The organism is Vibrio mimicus CAIM 602 (assembly GCF_000338875.1).
Taxonomy (GTDB): Bacteria; Pseudomonadota; Gammaproteobacteria; order Enterobacterales; family Vibrionaceae; genus Vibrio; species Vibrio mimicus.
In genome coordinates this window covers 1-1,815 of the sequence record NZ_AOMO01000068.1, presented here as the reverse complement: position 1 = coordinate 1,815, position 1,815 = coordinate 1, and the positions used below count along the sequence as shown (strand labels likewise).

General features: G+C 39.6%; 3 protein-coding genes. All 3 read left to right on the top strand.

Features of this window, described 5'->3' with window-relative positions:
- On the top strand, positions 1-150 hold a 150-nt coding region (locus tag D908_RS20900), incomplete at its 5' end, for a DUF645 family protein (RefSeq protein WP_005526945.1).
- Positions 151-348: 198 nt separating this feature from the next.
- Positions 349-1,467 (top strand): Shedu anti-phage system protein SduA domain-containing protein, encoded by a 1,119-nt coding sequence (locus D908_RS02610; RefSeq protein ID WP_005526943.1) that lies wholly within the window; start codon positions 349-351, stop codon positions 1,465-1,467.
- 140 nt (positions 1,468-1,607) lie between these two features.
- Positions 1,608-1,815 (top strand): ClbS/DfsB family four-helix bundle protein (locus D908_RS02615; protein ID WP_005526939.1); only part of this gene is annotated, 208 nt, incomplete at its 3' end.

Below are 1,815 nucleotides of genomic sequence, written 5' to 3'. Positions count from 1 at the left end.
TTCACAAAGGCTGCAATCATCGCTGTGATCTGGCTTTCTTTGTCGCGGACTCTTAACCGTGGTCAACTCAACCTTGATCATTTTAAGTTTTGGTTGCCAACTTCACAGCTTTTGGCGTTGGACATGTGCTTGTCCGATGCATTATCGTAAAATGCTTTTCAACTAAAAGTGTTAAAAAGGTCATTGGTAAACAATAGGCTACGAAGCTAACAAACGCCTCAAAGGGACTGTCAACGCGTGGCGTTTCCAGTCCTAATGAACCGCGGTGGTTACGGTTGTTGTGTTTGAGTTTGGTGTTATGCGTTGCCAGCCCCTTAGGCGGGCGTTAGGGCTAAATAGGAGAGTTGTATGGGGTTGTTACCTCCTGAAAATACATTAGAAGACGTTAAAATCAAGATAAAGAAAGCGTATAACAATTCTAATGTAGGTTTGATTAAGCAGGTTGTTCTAAAGGAGGGTCCGCAAGCTTTTAGAATAGCTACATTACTAGAGATACTGGATAAAGATAAAACAGTTCACCATTATTCATTAAAAATTGATCAAATTGACCGCTCTAAGCAAGGCTGGAACTATAAGTCCGAAAAATCTGTTAGATTAGATGGCAACAAGCCTGATGAAATAAAAAGATTATACTGTTTTCTGGATGCTGAGTATGCAAACCAATTAGGCTCTGAGATTGGTGAGTTACATCTTGTCAATTCTGGTGATTTTGCGAAACTGTCTAACTTACTAGATGCAGTAGAGTCTATAAATGACACAGAAAAGTTTTCGTTACTGGGCAGTATCATTTCGCACATCGAAGCGAGTCAAACTAATGTCTCTGAATTTATTAAGGCATTTGAAGTCAGCAATAAAGATACTTTATCGCATATTTCTACAGCAGCAAAAATCGTGGAGTACTCTAAAGCTATCGCAGAACTTCGTGCTTTGATAGAAGACCCAAACACTTTAGAGGGTGATTTTCAAAAGCATCTAGAGTTAAACCCTTGGATGTTTGGTAGTGAGTATAGTCAGCGTTTGCAACGAAAAACATGGACGCGCGATGACCGCTTAGATTTCATGATGCGCAAGACTGTCGATGATTATGTCGAAATTATTGAAATAAAAAAGGCATTTACTGAGTCACTCTTTACGCATGATCGCTCTCATGATAGTTACTATCCATCTTCTAAGCTTTCAGCCGTAATTGGTCAAGTTGTTCGCTATATTGAAGAAATTGAGCGGCAACGTGATTCAATAATTGTTAGCGAGGGTTTCGACACACTTAAAATTCGTGCCAAGATCATAGTTGGCAGAGATGGCAACATAGAACAAATCAAAGCTCTCAGGAATTTAAACTCACATTTACACCGAGTTGAAATCATAACTTATGATCAACTTCTGAAAGTATCTGAACGAATATTAGGTATGTTTGATGTGGTTGCTTCACCGCCTCAAGATGAGCGCTGTGAGGACATACCATTTTAGCCCTAACAATCTGTTTAAGAGTGATTCGCAACGCGTGGCATTTTTACTATGCGTTGCGTTTAATGTTTAAGGTGGTATGCGGCAGCTTCGGTATTGCGTTGCTCACACCTTAACAGGGCGTTATGTGAATGGAGAAAATAATGTCTTCAGTTCCAGAATCAAAAGATGAGTTGCTCACAGCTATAAATTCTATATTCCCGAAACTTATGGATGATTATCTGAGTGTTCCTGCATCAATGGCACGTAAGTGTGAAATTGAAGGTAACGTAAAAGGAACACAAATTAGCGTTTGTGACACTGTCGCTTATCTTATTGGTTGGGGAAACTTGGTCTTGAAATGGCACAGTT